The organism is Microbacterium neungamense (assembly GCF_024971095.1).
Lineage (GTDB): Bacteria > Actinomycetota > Actinomycetes > Actinomycetales > Microbacteriaceae > Microbacterium > Microbacterium neungamense.
Map to the genome: position 1 here is coordinate 2,484,219 of NZ_CP069717.1, position 18,380 is coordinate 2,502,598.

The window sequence follows — 18,380 nt, forward strand, 5'->3', positions numbered from 1 at the left end:
CACCCGCCGGAGGCGTCAGGGCGTCGGTTCCAGGACCCCGTCGGGCTCCGCGGCCGCCTCGGATGCCGGGGCATCCGTTTCCTCGGCCGACGGCGCGGCATCATCCGTCCCCGATGCCCCGAGCAGCACACCCTCCGGGCGGATGAGCTCGCGCACCTCGGCCATGAAGCTGGTGAGCTGCTGCTGCTGCCAGCGCAGCTGACGGGTGCGGTCCTCCGCATCGCGCAGCACGCCGGTCGCGTGCGCGGTGACCGTCTCGACGATCTTCTGCGCCTTGACCCGGGCGCGGTCGAGGATCTCGCGCGCCTTCACCTGGGCGTCCGCCTCGATCGCCTGCGCCTGCGAGCGCATCAGCCGCTCGTAGTCCTCCGCCTTCGCGGAGATCCGCTGGGCGTGCTCGAGGGAGGCCTGCACCTGCTCGTTGGCGTCCGCGGTGATCCGCTCGGCGTGCGCGACGGCCTGGTTGTGCAGCACCAGGAACTCCTGCTGCGCGTCGTCCTGCCGGCGGGTCAGCGTCTCCTCGAACTCGAGCACGCGGGCGTTCATCTCGCGCACCTCGCGCTCGGCGGCGGCGCGCAGGTCGGTGGTCTCGCGCGTGACCATCGCGCGCAGCGCGGCGGCGCCCTTCTCGGCCTCGGTGCGGATCGTCGCCGCCTCCTGCTCGGCCTGCGCCACCTTCTCGGCGGCGTGCGCCGCCTCGCGCTCGATGCGCGCCTGATGGGCGGTGTACTCCGTCTCGATCTTCAGGCGCACCTGGTCGGCGTCGTGCTGGGCCTGCGCGGTGATGCGCGCGACGTCCGCATCCAGCTCGGCGCGCTTGGCCTCGGCCTCCTCGCGGGCGGCCTGCAGCAGCCGCTCGGCCTGGGTGGCGGCGTTGTGGATGAGCACGCTGGCCTGTTCTTCTGCGACGCGCAGCACGGCCTCGAACTGGGCCCGGCTCTGCGGCTCGTCACCGCTCGCGCCACGCGTGCCCTCGGCCAGTTCGGATGCCAGGGTGCTCACCTGCTGCGCGGCATCCTCGGCCTGCGCCCTCGCCGCAGCGAGCTCCTCCTCGAGCCGGGCGACGCGCTCCTCGCTGTCGGCCCGGAGCGTCTGCAACTCGGTCTCGGACTCGGCGCGCACCCGGTCCAGCTCGGCGCGGTGCCGCTCCTCCACGGATGCCAGATCGGCGGTCACCCGGCGCAGCTGGTCGCGGAGCGTGGCGATCGCGGCATCCACCTCCGCCTTGTCGTACCCGCGGAACGCCTGCGTGAACGAGGAGTGCTCCTTGGGCGCCGTCGTCAGCAGCTGATCGAAGAAGTCGCCGTTCTGGGCGTCATCGGACTCGTGCGTCTCGCTCACCTGTCGTGCCTTTCTGAAGTCGCCTGCCCCCCGGCATCCATGATGTCACCTCGCGTCAGCCGCGACGGACGCGTTGGCGTCCCCGCTGCACCAGCCAGCATCCGCCGTAGATGAGGAAGGAGATCGTGGTGATGTAGGGGCTCACCGGCAGGGTGCCCGCAAGCGCCAGCAGGATGCCGCCGACGGCGGAGACGAACCCGAACAGCGCGGCCAGCAGCGGCACCGCGACCGGGCCGGCACTCACGCGCATCGCGGCGGCCGCCGGAGTGACCAGCAGCGCCATCACGAGCAGCGCGCCGATGATGTGCACGCTGACCGCGACGATCAGGCCGAGGATCACCATGAACGCCAGGCTGACCACGCGGGTCGGCACGCCGCGGGCGGCCGCGGACTCCGGATCCAGCGAGTCGAAGCGGAGCGGATGCCACATCAGCAGCAGCCCGGCCAGCACGGCCACGCTGATGCCGATCAGCCAGCCGAGGTCGGGGCTGGACACCGACACGATCTGGCCGGTGAGCAGGCCGAAGCGGTTCGCACTGCGCCCCTCGTACAGCGACAGGAACAGGATGCCCAGACCCAGACCGAACGGCATCAAAACCCCGACGACCGAGTTGCGGTCGCGGGCCTTGGCGCCGAGCACGCCGATGAGGATCGCGGCGACGAGCGCGCCGCCGAGGGAGCCGGCCACGACGCTGCCGCCGAACAGCAGGGCTGCCGCGGCGCCCGCGAAGGACAGCTCGCTGACCCCGTGCACCGCGAAGGCCAGGTCGCGCTGCATGACGAACACGCCGACCAGGCCGCCGACCACGCCGAGGACGGCACCGGCGATGAGCGAGTTCGCCAGGAGCGCCAGGAGCGCGCCGTAGTCCTGGAAGGAGAACACGTCGCTCCAGTCCACGAGCGGGGTCACGCCTCGGCCCCCTCGTGCTCGTGGTGGGTGTCGGCGTCGGGGATGCCGACGACGACCAGCCGGCCGCCGGCGCGCAGCACGAACACCGGGGTGCCGTACAGGTCGGTGAGCACGTGGCTCTGCAGCACCTCGTCGGGCGTGCCGAGCACGAACCGGCCGCCGGCGATGTAGAGGATGCGGTCGACGCGGTCGAGGATCGGGTTGATGTCGTGCGTGACGAACAGCACCGCCGCGTCGCGCTCGCGCCGCTGCCGGTCGATGATGCCGGTCACGCCGCGCTGGTTGGCGAGGTCGAGGTTCGACAGCGGCTCGTCGCAGAGCAGCAGCGCCGGGTCGCCGGCGAGGGCCTGGCCGACGCGGAGCCGCTGCTGCTCGCCGCCGGAGAGCAGGCCGACCCGCCGTTCCGCGTAGTGCGCGGCGCCGACGCCCGCCAGCAGGGCGTCCACGCGCGCGCGGTCACCGCGGCGCGGGATCGGCAGCCCGAACCGGGTGCCGTTCACGCCGAGCGCGACCAGGTCGCGGGCGCGCATGGCGGTATCGGCCGGCAGCGGACGCTGCTGCGGGATGTAGCCGATGCGCGGGTTGCCGCGGTGGACCGGGGCGCCGCCGACGCGGATGCTGCCCCCGGAGAGCGGCTGCAGGCCCAGGATGCTGCGCAGCAGCGTGGTCTTCCCGGAGCCGGAGGGACCGAGCACGGCGAGGAACTCGCCCGGATGCACGTCGAGGTCCAGGCCCGACCAGAGCTCGCGGTCGCCGCGGTGGAGGGCCGCGCCACGGATCTCCAGGACGGGACGCCCCGACACGGGCGCCGCGCCGCCGCTCACTGGGAGAGCGCGGCGGCGAGGTCGTCGATCGCGGCGCGCATCCACTCAGCGTACGACTGTTCGGGCTCGAGCAGTTCCGTGAACGCGACGACGGGGATGCCGGCCTTCTCGGCGGCCGCCTCGACCCGCTCGGTCTCGGCGCCACCGGTCTGGGCGTTGGTCAGCACGGCGGCCACCTGCCCGCCCTCGACGACGGCGAGGGCGTCGAGCAGCGTGGCCGGGGCGACGTCGCTGCCCTCCTCGACCGCCTCGTCGAAGCCCTCGGGGGTGGCGTTCTCGAGCCCGGCGGACGCGGCCAGGTAGCCGGCCAGCGGCTCGGTGAGGAACACCGGCGTGCCTTCGTGCTGTCCGTGCAGGGTGTCGAGCTCGGCCTCGAGGTCCTCCAGCTCGGCGACGAGCTCCTCCGCGTTGGCGGCGAACTCCTTCTCACCCTCCGGGTCGAGCTCGGTCAGGTCCGCGGCGATCTGCTCCACGACGTGGACCATGGTGTGCACGTCGAACCAGACGTGCTCGTTGAAGCCCTCGATGTGGTCGTGGCCCTCGTGGCCGTGCTCGTCGGCGTGCTCGTCCTCGGCCGGCGCTTCGGTGTCCGCCGGGGCGTCCGTTTCGGCGGCGTCGGTTTCGGCTGGGGCGTCGGCGTGCTCGCCGTCGCTGTGCTCCTCGTGGTCGTGCTCGTCGGTGCCGTGCTCCTCCGCGCCGGGGAAGTCGTGGGAGAACTCGGCCGCGGTGATGACCGGGGCATCCGACCCCTCGCGCAGCTCCTCGAGGAAGCCGTCGTAGCCGCCGCCGTTCTCGATGAGGAGGTCCGCGCCCTGCACGGTGAGGCGGTCGCGGGCGGTCGGCTCGTAGGAGTGCGGATCCTTCGTCGCCGAGGCGATCAGCGAGGTGACCTCGACCCGGTCGCCGCCGATCTGTGCGACGAGGTCGCCGTACACGTTGGTGGAGGCGACGACCTGGACGGCATCGCCGCCGGCCGCCCCGTTCGCCGACGTGGAGCACCCCGTGAGCGCGAGAGCGGCGACGGATGCGGCGGCGAGGGTGACGGCAGACTTCTTCATACCGCCCAGCCTACCTGCTAATGAGAACCATTATCATACCGGCCGCCCGCCCTTCCCACCGCCCTCCCACCGCCCCGCTCCCCCGGGCGTCTGTTTGTGCCGTTCTGCTGCTTCAGCGGCCCGCCACACCCCTCCCCGATGCGGAAAGCTCCCGGCGATCACGGGGCCGCTCCCCGCCAGAAGGAAAACGCATCGCACTGCCCACCGGGGGATGCGGGAAGCTCCCCGCGACCGCAAAGACCCCGCGACCGCGCAGACGCGCGCGGCGAGCCGCCCCGCCGCGATGCTCCTATGGATGTCAAGTGGTGAGGGCGGTGTAGATCTCGCGGGCGATGAGGCGTTTGAGGCAGCGGATGATGTCCTTCTTCGAGAGGCCCTCGGTGGTGCGTCGGGCGGCGTAAGCGCGGGTTCTGGGATCCCAGCGGAGCCGGCAGAGCACGATGCGGTAGAGCGCGGCGTTCGCGTGGCGGTCGCCGCCGCGGTTGAGGCGGTGTCGGTGGGTTTTGCCTGATGAGGCGGGGATGGGCGCGACGCCGCAGAGCATCGCGAATGCGGCTTCGGAACGGAGCCGGCCGGGGTTCTCGCCAGCGGTGACGAGCAGTTGCCCGGCGACATCGGCGCCGACCCCGTTGAGGGCGAGCAGCCGCGGGTTGATGTCCGCGACGAGAGGGTCGATGAGTGCGTCGAGTTCGGCGATCTCGGCGGTCAGCGACTGGTGGCGGCGTGCGAGAGCGCGCAGCGCGATCTTCGATGCCTGCTCGGGTTCGTCGGCGCGTGTGGTGTCGGGACGTGCAGCGGCACATACCTCGATCAGCTCCCGGTCTGACAGCCCCCGCAACCGTTCGCGGAGCGCGTCGGGTGCGGTGACGATGATCGCCTTCATCCGGCGTTGACAGTCGGCGCGCTGGGTCACGGCGCTGCGCCTGGCGATCCGCAGATTGCGGAGCGCTTCCACCTTCCCTGCTCGGTCCTTCGGGATCCCCGATCGTGTGCCTGCCAACGCTGCCCGGGCGGCAGCTTCCGCGTCCAGCGGGTCGGACTTACCGGCAAAGCGCCGCGACTTCCGGTCCGGTCGGTCCACTTCCCGCAGCTCGACACCCGCAGCGCGCAGGTGACGGGCAAGACCGGCACCGTATGCGCCGGTGCCCTCGATCCCCGCGATCACGAGCACACCGAACGCACACGCCCAACTCAGCAACGCGGCATAACCGGAACGATTCGCGGGGAACTGCGCGCTCCCGAGCAGCCGGCCGGTGGTGTCGATGACCGCCGCGGTGTGGGAATCGCCATGCGTGTCGATACCCGCCACGATCATGACCTGGTCCTGCTGCTCTTCTCGTGCGATGGTGGTCATCGCCGTCCCTTCCTCTCAACTCTCCGATCGGACGGCACGCACCATCCGAGAGCGAGCGGACAAGACAGTGATGGGTGCCTGCTGGCACAGGCTCCTATGAGGTCACAACCCTCGCACGGTGAGTGCATGGCAGCCCCGCAGCGATCGAACGACAGATCGCGTTCAAGACCCGTAGTCAGTCAGTCGCTGAGTCAGGACAACCGCTGCGGGGCTCCCACCACCATCATCACTGTCAGTCGACGAGCAGCGCGGGTTCCTCGAGCACGGCGGCGACGTCGGCGATGAAGCGGCTCATGCCGTCTCCGTCGATCACACGGTGGTCGAAGGACCCGGCGACCGTGGTCACCCAGCGCGGACGCACCTCCCCGTCGACGACCCACGGGCGCTGGCTGATGGTGCCCATCGCCACGATGCCGGCCTCGCCCGGGTTGATGATCGGCGTCCCGGCATCCATCCCGAACACGCCGATGTTCGTGATCGTGATCGTGCCGCCCTGCTGATCCGCCGGCGTGGTCTTGCCCTCGCGGGCGGTGAGCGTCAGGCGGTTCAGGGCGCGGGCGAGATCGCGCATGCCGAGGTTCTGCGCGTCCTTGATGTTCGGCACGATGAGGCCGCGCGGGGTGGCGGCCGCGATGCCGAGGTTCACGTAGTGGCGCACGGCGATCTCGGCGCCGTCCTCGGTCTCGATCCACGCGGCGTTCACCATCGGCGTGCGACGGACGGCCCAGATCACGGCGCGGGCCATGATCAGCAGCGGCGAGACCTTGATGTCGGCGAAGTCGGGCGAGGCCTTGAGGCGCTTCACGAGCTCCATCGTGCGGGTGGCGTCGACCTCCTTCCACACGGTCACGTGCGGGGCGGTGTAGGCGCTCTGCACCATCGCGTTCGCGCTGGCCTTGCGCACGCCCTTCACCGGGATGGCCTCGGTGCGGGACGGGTCGGAGCCGGGCTGGATGCCGCGCGCGACGCCCACCGGCTTCGCCTGCGGCGCGGGGACGGTCTCCTCGCGCACGTCGCCCCAGTCCGGGGTTTCGATGTTGCGGAACACGCTCGCCTGAGAGGCGTGCTTGACGACGTCCTCGCGGGTCACCTCGCCGTCGGCTCCGGTCGGGGTGACGGATGCCAGGTCCACGCCGAGGTCGCGGGCGAGCTTGCGGATCGGGGGCTTCGCGATCACCCCGACCGAGGAGCGCACCGGCCGCTCGGCGGGGCGCTTGCGTCGGGAGGTGACGTCGCCGCCGGTGCCGTAGCCGACGAGGACCGAGCCGCTGCCGGCGTCCTTCGCCGCGGGCGCCGCGGGCGCTTCGGATGCGGCGGCGCGCGGCGCCTCCGCGGCATCCGCCGTCACGATGGTGATGATCGGCGCGCCGACCTCGACGGTGGTGCCCTCGCTGACGAGGAGCTCCCCGACCGTGCCGGCGTGCGGCGAGGGCAGCTCGACCAGGGACTTCGCGGTCTCGATCTCGCAGATGACGTCGTTGATCGCGACGGTGTCGCCCGGGGAGACCTTCCAGGAGACGATCTCGGCCTCGGTGAGACCTTCGCCGACGTCGGGGAGGGTGAACGTCTGGGTGCTCATATGAGGAATCCTTCGTGAAGATGGCGTTTCGTCTCGTCGCTGCGCTCCTCGCTCAACGACCGGAAAGGGACTCAGTAGGCGAGGGAGCGATCCACGGCCTCGAGGATGCGGTCGGCATCAGGGAGGTACGAGCCCTCGAGCTTGGCGGGCGGGAACGGCGTGTCGAATCCGGAGACGCGCAGCACCGGCGCCTCGAGGACGTAGAACGCGCGCTCCATGACGGTGGCCGCGATCTCGCTGCCCAGGCTGGTGAATCCGGGGGCCTCCTGCGCGTACACCATCCGCCCCGTGGATCGCACCGAGTCGAGGATGGGCCCGTAGTCCACGGGCGACAGCGAGCGCAGATCGACCACCTCGCAGCTGACGCCCTCGCCCTCGGCGATCGCGGCGGCCTGCAGCAGGGTGGTGACCATCGCGCCGTGGCCGACGAGGGTGACGTCGGTGCCGCGGCGGACGATGCGGGAGGCGTGCAGCGGCACGGCCGGCGCGGCGAGGTCGACCTCGCCCTTGGGCCAGTACCGGCTCTTCGGCTCCATGAAGACGACCGGGTCGTTCGACGCGATGGCCTCCTGGATCATCCAGTACGCGTCGTTCGGCGTGGACGGCGACACCACCCGCAGCCCCGGGGTGTGCGTGAAGTACGCCTCCGGGCTCTCCTGGTGGTGCTCGACGGCGCCGATGTGACCGCCGTACGGGATCCGGATCACGATCGGCATCGACAGCGCGCCCTCGTGACGGTAGGTCAGCTTGGCCAGCTGCGACGTGATCTGATCGAACGCCGGGAACACGAACCCGTCGAACTGGATCTCGCACACCGGGCGGAACCCGGCCATCGCGAGCCCGATCGCGGTGCCCACGATGCCGGACTCCGCGAGCGGCGTGTCCAGCACGCGGCGTTCGCCGAAGTCGCGCTGCAGGTGTTCGGTGACGCGGAACACGCCGCCGAGCTTGCCGATGTCCTCGCCCATCAGCAGCACGCGCGGGTCGTCCTCGAGGGCTTTGCGCAGCCCTGCGTTGAGTGCCTTGGAGAAGGGCATGGTCTCGAGGGTCACTCCGCGCCTCCTTCGAACGAGGCCTCGTACTTCTCGAACCAGGCGCGCTGCTCCTCGACGAGCGGATGCGGTTCGCTGTAGATGTTCTGGAACACCATCTCCCGCGGCGGACCGGGAAGGGCGACGGTGCGGGCGCGGAGGTCCTCCGCGGCCTCGGCGGCCTCGGCTTCCGCGTCGGCGAAGACGGATGCCGCGGCGCCGCGCGCCTCGAGGAAGGCCCGCATCCGCGCGATCGGGTCGCGCTCGGCCCAGAACTGCTCCTCCTCGGCGCGGCGGTACTTGGTCGGGTCGTCGCTCGTGGTGTGCGCGCCCATCCGGTAGGTGACCGCCTCGATCGCCCGCGGTCCGCTGCCGGCGCGCGCCTCGTCGAGCAGGGCGCGGGAGACGGCGTAGCTGGCGAGCACGTCGTTGCCGTCGACGCGGACGCTCGGGATGCCGTAGCCGGCGCTGCGCTGCACGAGCGGCACCTTCGACTGCGTCTCCACCGGGACGGAGATCGCCCAGTGGTTGTTCTGCAGGAAGAACAGCACGGGGGCGTCGTAGCTCGCCGCGAACACCATCGCCTCGTGCACGTCGCCCTGGCTGGACGCGCCGTCCCCGTAGTAGACCACCACGGCCGCGTCGCGCTCGGGGTCGCCGGTGCCGCAGCGCCCGTCGAAGGCGAGGCCCATCGCGAAGCCCGCCGCGTGCAGGGTCTGCGAGCCGAGCACGAGGGTGTAGATGCGGGTGTTGCCGTTCTTCGGGTCGAGCGGGTTCCAGCCGCCGTGCGACACCCCGCGCATCAGCTTGATGATGTCGACCGGGTCGACGCCACGGATGCGGGTGACCGCGTGCTCCCGGTAGGACGGGAAGATCGTGTCCTGCCGGCGGGCGGCGTGTGCGGAGCCGACCTGGGCGGCCTCCTGCCCGCGGCTCGGTGGCCACAGCGCGAGCTGCCCCTGCCGCTGCAGGTTGGTCGCCTGGGTGTCGATCGCGCGGATCGCGACCATGTCGCGATAGAACCGCTCGAGCTCGGCATCCGTCAGCGCGTCGATCAGCGGCTGGTACTGCTCGGCTTCCGCGGATCGGACGAGGCTGCCGTCCGCCTCCAGCACGCGCACGAGGGGGGTGTCGAGGGAGCTCACGCCTCTACGCTACCCCGCGGCACCGGCTCAACGCTGGAGAGTCCGCACAACGGATTCCGCGACCTGTAGGACCTTGCCCACGGATTCATGCTCGCCGACGGATATGCGGATGCCGTCGCCGGAGAACGGGCGCACGATCAGGTCGGCGGCGTCGAACGCGGCCGCGACGTGGTCGGTGTCGGCGCCGGTCGGCAGCCACACGAAGTTGCCCTGCGCGTCCGGGACGTCCCAGCCCTGCGCGCGAAGGCCGTCCCGCAGCACGGTGCGCCGGGCGACGATCTCGGCGATGCGCTCGCCCAGCTCGTCCTCGGCGTCGAGGCTCGCGATCGCGGCGCGCTCGGCGGCGCTGGTCACCGACAGCGGGATGCCGGTGGTGCGGGCGGCGTCCAGGACGCGCGGATGCCCGATCGCGTAGCCGATCCGGAGTCCGGCGAGCCCGTAGGCCTTGGAGAAGGTGCGCAGCACCACGACGTTCGGATGCTTCTCGAACAGGCGCTCACGGAGGCCGTCGACCGCCTCGGGGTCGGTGACGAACTCGGCATATGCCTCATCGAGAATGATCAGGCAGTCGGCGGGGACGCGGTCGACGAAGGACGCGAACTCGGCGCTGGTGACGATCGGGCCGGTCGGGTTGTTCGGGGTGCAGACGATGACGGCGCGGGTGCGGTTGGTGACGGCATCCGCCATCGCGTCGAGGTCGTGGCGAGCGCCCGTGGTGAGCGGGACCTGCACCCCGGTGGCGCCGGCGACCAGCGGCAGGCTCGGATATGCCTCGAAGGAGCGCCACGCGTAGACGACCTCGTCGCCGACGCTCGCCGTGCCGAGGACGAGCTGGTGCAGGATCGAGACCGAACCGGCGGCGACGTGCACGGCATCCGTGTCGACGCCGTACTTCTCACCCAGGCGGGCGCGCAGCGCGGCGGCCGACGCGTCGGGGTAGCGGTTCACCGGAGTGGTGTGCGCGAGCGCCTCCTGGACGGACGGCAGCGGGTCGAACGGGTTCTCGTTGCTGGAGAGCTTGAAGGCGTTCGGCCCGGCCTGGCGACCCTGACGGTACGGCGGCAGGGCGGCGATCTCCGGGCGGATGCGGGGCAGGATCGGCTCGGTCACGAGGGAGAGTCTACGACCGCCGTGGCGGGCCCGCCGGTCCGCGCGGCCCCACCGCTCCGGTGAAGATGGGCACGCACTGCGACATCGGGCGGCGCTCGTGCCAGACTGAGGGGACCATGCGATTCGTCATCCGTGTCGTCGTGAACGCCTTCGCCCTGTGGGTGGTGTCCCTGATCCCCGCCCTGCAGGTGGTGATCACGCCCTTCCCGCCCGGCGAGGACCTGCAGCTCGTGCTCACGCTGCTGGCCGTCGGCGCGATCTTCGCGCTCGTGAACACCGTGGTCGGCACGGTGATCCGGATCGTCGCGTTCCCGCTCTACATCCTCACGTTCGGCCTGATCGCGCTGCTCGTGAACGGCATCCTGCTCTGGCTGACCGCGTGGATCACCTCCGGGTTCGGCTGGGGGCTGACGCTCGGCAACTTCTGGTGGGCCGTGGTCGCGGCGCTGCTGATCGCGATCATCAACGCCGTGTTCGGCTTCCTACTGCGGCCGCAGAAGCGCTCGCGCGACTGACCGCAACCACGCCCCGCCCGTCGACCACGCCCCCCCGCCCGTCGACCGCGCCCCGCCCTTCGACCGCGGCCCGCCCGTCAGCCGGCCGGCCGGGTCGCGACGTAGTCGAAGGCGCGCACGTCCACGGCCCCGGCGAGTTCGCTCCACAGGGTCACCTCCTCCACGCGGGGATCGCGGGAGGCGTCGACCATCCCCGCCGTCTCGATGTAGGCCTCCAGGTCGTGCGCCGCGAACGGCGCGTCGTTCCCGAACATGCCGTCGCCCGCCTCCCGCCAGGCGGTGAACCCGTCCGCGCCCGGGGACCCGGGTGATCCGCCACCGGCGAGCGCCGCGATCGGGTCGTCGCTGTGCCGCAGCTGCACCAGGGTCTGACCGTCCTGCAGCGACGGCTCCACCGGGCTGCCGGCGAGCACGGTGGTGCCGACGTCGAGCGACCCGTCCATCGCGAGGTAGGAGGCGATCATGGCGCCCTGCGAGTAGCCCACGAGGTCGACGCGGCTGTCCGGGCCGGCGCCGGCCTCCCGCAGCGCCTCCTGCACGGCGTGGTACGCGGCGGACTTCTCCTGCCGCATGTACGCGTCCCAGTTGGACCCCATGTCCCACGGCTGCTGCGTGACCAGCGGCAGGGCCGTGCGGGTGCCGTCGATGTAGGCGACGAAACGGCGCGCGCCGTCCCGCATCGTGTACTCCTCGACGCGCACCTGCGCGCCCCTCCGCGGGATGCGCTGCAGCGACTCCGCGATGTTCCGCGGCGGCGGCACCTGGAACCAGGTGGCGACGCGCTCCACCCGCACCGGGGGCGCGGTTCCGTCCAGGCGGGCGCCGTACGGGAGCACTCCGAGCCCGCGCACCGCGGCGATTCCGCCGCCGGCGAGCGCCAGGCCGCCGATCGGCCCGGGGCCGCTCCACGGCATCGACCCGGGGACCAGCAGCCGGTCCAGATGCTGGTGCTCCAGGCCCTGGAAGCGCCGCTCCTCCCACCCGGCGACCAGCTGCGCGGCCATCGACCCAATCCGCGGATCGGCGGAGGTCAGCCGGTCGATCCGGTCCTGCAGGGCGAGGGCGGCGCGCGGGTCGTTCACCTCCAGTGCGCGCTGCCGCGCCTGCAGCTCCACGACCTCGAAGACGTCGGCCATCAGGAGCGTGCCGGCGGCATCCTCCGCGCACTCGTCGGCGAGGCGCGCGATCCGGCCGGCGCCCGCCGCCAGATCGCCCTCGCAGGTGCGCAGGGCGGCGATGCCGCCGGCGATCCCGCACGCGCGGCGGATCGCGCTCTCGGCATCCGTCAGCATCCGCGCCACCCCGTGCAGACGCCGGCCGACGTCGCGGAGCGCCTCGGTGTCGACCGCGATCGCTCCGCCCGAGACGATGTCGAGGCCGTCCGTCACGGGCCCACCGCCGCTCCGAGCGACCACTGCATCCCGCGTACGGTGCCGGCCGCATCCGCAGCATCCTCGCCGGCGGCGACGAGACGCTCGTGCAGGGCGGCGACCCCGCGGGACTGCCAGGTCGTCTCCGCGGCGAGCCGGCTCAGCTCGGCGCGTGCGTTCTCCAGCGCCTCGAGGGCGTCGTCCAGGGCACGCTGGGCGGCCAGCGCCGCCCAGAACTCGGCGGGAGCGATGCCGTGCGCGGGGGCGATGTCGTACATGCCCCCATGGTGCGTCCACCGCCACGGCGCCGAAGCCCGGAAACACGGCCGCTGTGCACAACATCCCTCACCGCCGCGGGTGTGGACAGCGAGCGGGCGACCGGCAGAATGGGAGGCGTGACGTCGCCAGCGCCCTTCCGCGTCATCTTCGTCTGCACGGGGAACATCTGCCGCTCCCCCATGGCGGAGGTCGTGCTGCGCGCGCTCGCGGAGTCGCAGGGACTCGGCTCCCGCATCGAAGCGCGCAGCGCCGGAACCGGCGACTGGCACCTCGGCGAGCGCGCCGACGAGCGCACCCTCGAGGCGCTCGGCCGCCGCGGCTACGACGGGTCCGCACATCGGGCGAAGCAGTTCACCGCGGCATCCTTCGCCGAGAACGACCTCGTGATCGCGCTCGACCGCACGCACGAGCGCATCCTCCGCACCTGGGCGCGGTCCGAGGACGACGAGGCGAAGATCGCGCTGCTGCGCTCCTTCGACCCGCACGCCTCGAGCATGGACGTGCCGGATCCGTACTACGCCGGGCCCGCGATGTTCGATTCCGTGCTCGGTATGATTGAGCTCGCGACCCGCGGGCTGTTCCGCCAGCTCGAACCGGCTGTGCGGGTGCCCCACCCGACGTCCCGCGCGATGCGGGGCCCCGAGCCGGAGGACCTCTCCTGACTTCCCAGCCTTCCCTCCCGCCCCAGCCGCTCAGCCCGCTCGACGGCCGCTACCGCGCCGCCGTCACCGGGCTCGCCGACTTCCTCTCCGAGGCGGGCCTGAACCGCGCCCGGGTGGAGGTCGAGGTGGAGTGGCTGATCGCCCTCACCGACCGGTCGCTGTTCGGCACGTCACCGCTGGCGGATGCCGACAAGGAGCGCCTGCGCGCCCTGTACCGCGAGTTCGGGCAGGCCGAGATCGACTGGCTCGCCGAGAAGGAGGCCGTCACCCGTCACGACGTGAAGGCGGTCGAGTACCTGGTGCGAGACCGGCTGTCGGCCCTCGGCCTGGACGCCATCGCCGAGCTCACGCACTTCGCCTGCACCAGCGAGGACATCAACTCCGCCTCCTACGCGCTCACCGTGAAGCGCGCGGTCGAGGGCGTGTGGCTGCCGGCGCTGGACGCCGTCGTCGCGAAGCTGCGCGAGCTTGCCGTCGAGCACGCGGATGCCCCGATGCTCTCCCGCACGCACGGTCAGCCGGCCACGCCGTCGACGATGGGCAAGGAGCTGGCGGTGTTCGCCTGGCGCCTGGAGCGGGTGCGCGGGCAGATCGCGGCATCCGAGTATCTGGCCAAGTTCTCCGGCGCCACCGGCACCTGGTCGGCTCACCTCGCCGCCGAGCCTGACGTCGACTGGCCGCGGCTGGCGCGCGAGTTCATCGAGGGCCTGGGCATCGACTTCAACGGCCTCACCACGCAGATCGAGTCGCACGACTGGCAGGTGGAGCTGTACGACCGGGTGCGCCACGCCGGCGGGATCCTGCACAACCTCGCGACCGACGTGTGGACCTACATCTCCCTCGGCTACTTCGCACAGATCCCCGTCGCGGGCGCGACCGGGTCGTCGACGATGCCGCACAAGATCAACCCGATCCGGTTCGAGAACGCCGAGGCGAACCTCGAGCTGGCAGGCAGCCTGCTCGGCTCGCTGTCGCAGACGCTGGTCACCTCGCGCCTGCAGCGCGACCTCACCGACTCCACCACGCAGCGCAACATCGGCGTCGCGTTCGGGCACTCGCTGCTCGCACTGGACAACCTGCGCCGCGGTCTGAACGAGATCTCGCTGTCGCGGGACGTGCTGCTCGCCGACCTCGACGCGAACTGGGAGGTGCTCGCGGAGGCCATCCAGACCGTGATCCGGGCCGAGGTCGTCGCCGGGCGCTCGACCATCACCGACCCCTACGCGCTGCTGAAGGAGCTCACCCGCGGTCACCGGGTCGGGGCCGAGGAGCTCGCGGAGTTCGTGCAGGGCCTGGACATCGGGGACGCCGCGAAGCAGCGGCTGCTGGCGCTGACCCCGGCGACGTACGTGGGGCTCGCGGAGCAGCTCGCGCGCTGAGTCGGGGACTGCGGGCCGGGCGACGCTGGCGCCCGCCGGTGTCGCAGAAGATGCGGGTGCGGATGCCGGGGACCCGCAGTTTCTGAGACGCGGGCCGCGGTTCCGGCGGAACGGGCGAACGCGTTCAGGCCGGTGACCACCCCGCGCTCCCCCCAGCCGACCGACGACTGGGCCGCGATGAGCGTGGGCGCGGCGCTCCAGCCCAGGCCGAAGCCGAGCACGAACGCCACGATCGCCACCACGACCGGGTTCGGCCACGGCGAGGCCGGAGAGCAGCGGCGCGATGCCGATCGACCCCTCCAGATACGCCGGGGCGAAACTGGTGACCCCGATCATCAGCGCACCGACCCCGAGGGACACCAGCGTGGTGGTGAGGATCAGCCGCCGCCCGGCCAGGCGCAGGTCGATGATCGGCTCGGCGGCGCGCCGCTCCACGACGACGAAGCCCGCCAGCGCCAGAATCCCGACGCCGAAGCACACCGCGCTGGGAACCGACAGCCACGCCCACGCGTTGCCGCCCTCGAGCAGCCCGAGGATCACGCTCGTGAGCCCGACCGCGAGCAGCACGGCGCCGGCGTAGTCGATGCGGTGCCGCTGCGAGTGCTTCGCCTCGTGGTAGCGGCGCACCAGCATCCATCCCGCGACCGCGCACAGCGGGACGTTCACGAAGAAGATCCAGCGCCAGGCATCCAGCTGCGAGAACACACCGCCGAGAGCCGGCCCGACGACCGACGACACCGCCCACACGCTCGCGATGTACCCCTGCACCTTGGCGCGCTCGGCGACCGTGTAGATGTCGCCGACGATGGTCATCGACATCGGGGCGACCGCACCGGCGCCCAGACCCTGCACGATCCGGAACACGATGAGCGCGGTCATGCTCCACGCGAAGCCGCACAGCACGGAGCCGGCGAGGAAGAGGACGATGCCGAGCAGGATGATCGGCTTGCGTCCGATGACGTCCGCGAAGCGCGAGTAGATCGGCACGCTGACCGCCTGCGCGAGCAGGTAGACGGAGAACAGCCACGGGAACTCCTGATAGCTGCCCAGGTCGCGGACGATGCTCGGCACGGCGGTGGCGAGGATCGTCGCGTCGATCGCGATCAGGCCGGTCGCGAGCATCAGCGCTCCCAGCACCGGCCCGCGCTCGGAGCGCAGGCCGACGTCGGCGCGATCGACGGAGATGGTCACCTCAGGGACAAGCCGGATGCCGCGGCGGGTATTCCGCCGGATCAGGACCGGTCGCGGCGGCCAGCGGGCATTCCGCCGGATCAGGACCGGTCGCGGTCGGCGGGCATTCCGCCGGATCAGGACCGGTCGCGACGGTCGGCGGATCCGGGGCCGTCGCCGTCCGCGGGGCCGGGGTTCCCGTCGGTGCTGTCCGTGGCGCGGTCGGCGCGGCGGTCGGTGGCGCGGTCGGTGGCGCGGCCGGCGCGGCCGGCGGCATCCCTGTCATCCGCGTCGCCGGCCTCGGCACCTGCGCCTGCGTCACCCGCGTCGTCCGCGTCGGTCGCGTCGTAGAGCACGGGCCGGTCGACGCGCTTGGTGACATCGGCCGGGTCGATCGCGAGCAGCAGCATCGCGAGCAGCAGCAGCGTGATGATGAACGCGGCCCCGCCGACCACGAGGCCGAGGCCGAGCGGGGTGAGGCCCTCGTACGTGCCGCGGGCGATGGCCAGGTTCACCCGCGCGGTGAACGCTCCGGTCGAGACGAGGGTCACGACGGTCGCGAAGATTCCGCAGCCCAGGGCGATGCCGACGAGGTGCAGCGGGCGGAGGATCTCGCGGCGGGACGGCTTGTGGTCGGTCATGCGGGTCCTCCACTCTGGGCCTCGCTCGCACGAGGGCCGGCTGCGGCATCCGTCCTCTCCACGGCCCCGCGCGGGGTGAGCCCGGCGATGCCGAGGAACACCGCGACGATCGCCGCGTATCCGCCGAAGAGGCCGACGCCCAGGATGATGCCGGTGAGCGTGAAGGTGCCGGCGCCGTCGACGGTGTACGGCTGCGCGAAGCCGGCGGGCACCAGGAGCAGCGCGGCGGCGAGCAGGATGCCGAGGGCGCCGGTGATCATCGCGTCGCGGGCGCCCTCGCTGCCGCGGTGGCGGATGCCGGCGAGGAGTTCGACGAGTCCGGTGAGCAGGGCCCAGGCGATCACGAGCACGAAGAACAGCGTCTCGGAGCGCCAGGACGGGATGCTGCCGGCCATGCCGACGATGATCGAGATCACGGCGATGGCCACGGCGGGCCAGCGGCGGCCGGCGGGATACGCGCTCCAGGCGGCGAGCGCGAGCACGAAGGCGGTCACGATCGCGAAGCCGCCGAAGACGGACAGGCCGACCGCCGCCGAGTGGTCGGGCGAGAACGTGATCATCAGCGCAGCCACGGCCGCGAGCGCGGCACGGCTGAGCTGCACGTGGCGCGCCGTGAACGGGCGGGAAGGGGCGGGCATGACGAGTCCTCGATCGGTGACCCCTCCAGTCTACGGACCCGGGGCGGGGGTCCGGGCCCGGGCGCGGTTCGGGCGCAGGCTTTCGGCGCTGAGCCCGTCCCGGCGGCGCGGTCCTTCGGGCGCTGAGCCCACCTGGTCGATCAGGCCGTACTCGGCGGCGGCGGCGGCCGTGAACACCCGATCGCGGTCGGTGTCGGCGCGCAGGGCCGCGACGGTCTGGCCGGTGTGCTGTGCGAGCACCTGCTCGATCTCCGAGCGCACCCGCACCACCTCGTCGGCGGCGAGGATCAGGTCGGGAATCGCCCCGCGGGTCTGCGCCGCCGGCTGGTGCAGCACGATCCGGGCGTGCGGCAGCGCCGATCGCATCCCGGGGGCACCCGCGGCGACGAGCAGCGCGCCGACGCCGATCGCCTGACCCACGCAGGTCGTCGTCACCCGGGGACGGATGTGCTGCATGGTGTCGTAGATCGCCAGCGCCGCGCTGGGGTCGCCGCCGGCGCAGTTGATGGAGAACTGCACGTCGCTGTCCGGGCTGTCGGCATCCAGGTGCAGCAGCTGCGCGATGATGGCGTTGGCGACGCCGGCATCCACCTCGGTGCCGAGGTACACGATCCGCTCCGACAGCAGATGCGAGTAGACGTCCATGATGCGGTCGCCGCGCGGATGCTGCGCGATCACGTTCGGGATGGTGTAGCTGCTCATCGTCCGCTCTCCTCCTGCTCGGGGCCGCCTTCGGCGCCCAGTCCGATCCGCGACCGACGCCGCGGGAACACCTCCGACACGGATCCCACGATCCCGTCGATGAAGCCGTAGTCCAGGGCCTCGGCGGCCGTGTACCAGTGGTCGTGCAGGGAGTCCTCGAAGACGCGTTCGCGCGGCTGGCCGGTGTCCTCGGCGATCAGCCCGATCACGGTGTCGCGCATGTGCCGCAGGTCGTCGGCCTGCACCTCGATCTCCACGGCGGATCCGCCGATCCCCGCCGAAGCCTGGTGCAGCAGGATGCGCGCGTGCTCGAGCGCGCGGCGTTTGCCCTTGGTGCCCGCCGAGAGCAGGAACTGCCCGGCGCTGCACGCCATGCCGAGCGCGACGGTGGCGACGTCGTTCGGCACGGTGCGCATGATGTCGCGGATGGCGAGCATCGCCGGGACGGAGCCGCCGGGCGAATGGATCCACAGCGCGATGTCGGTCACAGGATCCTCGGCGGCGAGGCTGAGCAGCTGCGTCATCAGCAGCGTGCCGTTGTCGTCGTCGAGCGGGCCGTCGAGGACGAGGACGCGCTCGTGGAACAGTGCGCGCCGCGCCTCCGGCCCGAAGCGGGGAACGGTGGTGTCGTCGGTCATGACGTCAGCCTGCGCCCTGATGCGGATGCCCCGC

At 72.0% G+C, this 18,380-nt stretch carries 18 protein-coding genes and 1 pseudogene; 3 read left to right on the forward strand and 16 right to left on the reverse strand.

The window, feature by feature from the left end:
- Positions 1-15: 15 nt before the first annotated feature.
- The 9 genes from JSY13_RS12165 to JSY13_RS12205 form a co-directional block, all read right to left on the reverse strand.
- A complete protein-coding gene (locus JSY13_RS12165; RefSeq protein WP_259606914.1) occupies positions 16-1,341 on the reverse strand; it encodes a DivIVA domain-containing protein in 1,326 nt (441 codons plus the stop codon).
- A 55-nt stretch (positions 1,342-1,396) separates the two neighbouring features.
- Complete coding sequence (locus JSY13_RS12170; RefSeq protein WP_259606915.1) at positions 1,397-2,251, reverse strand: metal ABC transporter permease; 855 nt, start codon at positions 2,249-2,251, stop codon at positions 1,397-1,399.
- Positions 2,248-3,054, reverse strand: a complete 807-nt coding sequence (locus tag JSY13_RS12175; protein WP_259606916.1) for a metal ABC transporter ATP-binding protein — start codon at positions 3,052-3,054, stop codon at positions 2,248-2,250. Before JSY13_RS12175 ends, JSY13_RS12170 begins: the two co-directional genes overlap by 4 nt.
- 17 nt (positions 3,055-3,071) lie before the next feature.
- The gene (locus tag JSY13_RS12180) at positions 3,072-4,133 is read right to left on the reverse strand and encodes a metal ABC transporter solute-binding protein, Zn/Mn family (protein WP_259606917.1); all 1,062 of its coding nucleotides are present in this window, start codon (positions 4,131-4,133) and stop codon (positions 3,072-3,074) included.
- Between the two features lie 298 nt (positions 4,134-4,431).
- On the reverse strand, positions 4,432-5,487 hold the full coding sequence (locus tag JSY13_RS12185; protein WP_432806392.1) for an IS110 family RNA-guided transposase: 1,056 nt from the start codon (positions 5,485-5,487) through the stop codon (positions 4,432-4,434).
- 232 nt (positions 5,488-5,719) lie between these two features.
- Positions 5,720-7,066, reverse strand: coding sequence for a dihydrolipoamide acetyltransferase family protein (locus tag JSY13_RS12190; RefSeq protein ID WP_259606918.1), 1,347 nt, complete (start codon positions 7,064-7,066; stop codon positions 5,720-5,722).
- 71 nt (positions 7,067-7,137) lie between these two features.
- Positions 7,138-8,103, reverse strand: a complete 966-nt coding sequence (locus JSY13_RS12195; protein ID WP_259608213.1) for an alpha-ketoacid dehydrogenase subunit beta — start codon at positions 8,101-8,103, stop codon at positions 7,138-7,140.
- 11 nt (positions 8,104-8,114) lie between these two features.
- Entirely contained in the window at positions 8,115-9,242 is a 1,128-nt protein-coding gene (locus JSY13_RS12200; protein ID WP_259606919.1) for a thiamine pyrophosphate-dependent enzyme, read from the reverse strand.
- 27 nt (positions 9,243-9,269) lie between these two features.
- Positions 9,270-10,352 carry a histidinol-phosphate transaminase gene (locus JSY13_RS12205; protein ID WP_259606920.1) on the reverse strand — a complete coding sequence of 361 codons (1,083 nt, stop codon included), beginning with the start codon at positions 10,350-10,352 and terminating at the stop codon, positions 9,270-9,272.
- Positions 10,353-10,468: 116 nt separating this feature from the next.
- Here JSY13_RS12205 and JSY13_RS12210 point away from each other — a divergent pair, with 116 nt between their 5' ends.
- Positions 10,469-10,867: a phage holin family protein gene (locus tag JSY13_RS12210; protein ID WP_259606921.1), complete on the forward strand. Its 399-nt coding sequence runs from the start codon at positions 10,469-10,471 to the stop codon at positions 10,865-10,867.
- Between the two features lie 77 nt (positions 10,868-10,944).
- Here the strand turns inward: JSY13_RS12210 and JSY13_RS12215 are convergent, their stop codons facing one another.
- Together JSY13_RS12215 and JSY13_RS12220 are read right to left on the reverse strand one after the other, a co-directional pair.
- A complete protein-coding gene (locus tag JSY13_RS12215) occupies positions 10,945-12,255 on the reverse strand; it encodes a lipase family protein (RefSeq protein ID WP_259606922.1) in 1,311 nt (436 codons plus the stop codon).
- Positions 12,252-12,515 (reverse strand): hypothetical protein, encoded by a 264-nt coding sequence (locus JSY13_RS12220; RefSeq protein WP_259606923.1) that lies wholly within the window; start codon positions 12,513-12,515, stop codon positions 12,252-12,254. The genes JSY13_RS12215 and JSY13_RS12220 overlap by 4 nt, the downstream gene beginning before the upstream one ends.
- A gap of 108 nt (positions 12,516-12,623) precedes the next feature.
- Between JSY13_RS12220 and JSY13_RS12225 the strand changes: the two genes are divergently transcribed.
- Both JSY13_RS12225 and purB read left to right on the forward strand, forming a co-directional pair.
- The gene (locus tag JSY13_RS12225; protein ID WP_432806417.1) at positions 12,624-13,178 is read left to right on the forward strand and encodes a low molecular weight protein-tyrosine-phosphatase; all 555 of its coding nucleotides are present in this window, start codon (positions 12,624-12,626) and stop codon (positions 13,176-13,178) included.
- Positions 13,175-14,557 (forward strand): adenylosuccinate lyase, encoded by a 1,383-nt coding sequence (gene purB, locus JSY13_RS12230; protein WP_259608214.1) that lies wholly within the window; start codon positions 13,175-13,177, stop codon positions 14,555-14,557. Before JSY13_RS12225 ends, purB begins: the two co-directional genes overlap by 4 nt.
- Before the next feature lie 83 nt (positions 14,558-14,640).
- Here purB and JSY13_RS12235 read toward each other — a convergent pair.
- The 5 genes and pseudogenes from JSY13_RS12235 to JSY13_RS12255 all read right to left on the reverse strand — a co-directional run.
- Positions 14,641-15,679, reverse strand: a pseudogene (locus JSY13_RS12235) (MFS transporter); the annotation flags it as partial.
- Positions 15,680-15,864: 185 nt separating this feature from the next.
- The gene (locus tag JSY13_RS12240) at positions 15,865-16,368 is read right to left on the reverse strand and encodes an amino acid transporter (protein WP_259606925.1); all 504 of its coding nucleotides are present in this window, start codon (positions 16,366-16,368) and stop codon (positions 15,865-15,867) included.
- Positions 16,365-17,006 carry an acyl-CoA synthetase gene (locus tag JSY13_RS12245; RefSeq protein WP_259606926.1) on the reverse strand — a complete coding sequence of 214 codons (642 nt, stop codon included), beginning with the start codon at positions 17,004-17,006 and terminating at the stop codon, positions 16,365-16,367. The genes JSY13_RS12240 and JSY13_RS12245 overlap by 4 nt, the downstream gene beginning before the upstream one ends.
- A 30-nt stretch (positions 17,007-17,036) precedes the next feature.
- Positions 17,037-17,708 carry a ClpP family protease gene (locus JSY13_RS12250; RefSeq protein ID WP_259606927.1) on the reverse strand — a complete coding sequence of 224 codons (672 nt, stop codon included), beginning with the start codon at positions 17,706-17,708 and terminating at the stop codon, positions 17,037-17,039.
- Positions 17,705-18,346 (reverse strand): ClpP family protease, encoded by a 642-nt coding sequence (locus JSY13_RS12255; protein WP_259606928.1) that lies wholly within the window; start codon positions 18,344-18,346, stop codon positions 17,705-17,707. Before JSY13_RS12255 ends, JSY13_RS12250 begins: the two co-directional genes overlap by 4 nt.
- Positions 18,347-18,380 lie beyond the last annotated feature (34 nt).